Origin of the sequence: Streptomyces sp. BR123 (assembly GCF_013401435.1) — a bacterium.
In the GTDB taxonomy this organism is placed as follows: Bacteria; Actinomycetota; Actinomycetes; order Streptomycetales; family Streptomycetaceae; genus Streptomyces.
Map to the genome: position 1 here is coordinate 1 of NZ_JACBGN010000720.1, position 237 is coordinate 237.

At 70.5% G+C, this 237-nt stretch carries 1 protein-coding gene; it reads left to right on the forward strand.

Features of this window, described 5'->3' with window-relative positions:
* Window positions 1-35: 35 nt before the first annotated feature.
* Window positions 36-237 (forward strand): Ig-like domain repeat protein (locus HYE82_RS39625; RefSeq protein WP_369009830.1); only part of this gene is annotated, 202 nt, incomplete at its 3' end.

Genomic DNA, 237 nt, shown 5'->3' on the forward strand with positions numbered 1-237 from the left:
GCACGCAGGTGACGTCTTCGCCTGATCCGTCGGTGGTGGGTGAGCCGGTGGCGTTCACCGCGACGGTGGCTCCGGTGGTGCCGGGTGCGGGCAGCCCGACCGGGACCGTGACCTTCACGTTTGGTGATGGGAGCCCGGCGGAGACGGTGGCGTTGGTGGGTGGGGTGGCTACGGCCACGCACGCCTACGCTTCCACGGCGGGTAGTCCGTATGGCGTCACTGCCGTCTACAGCGGGG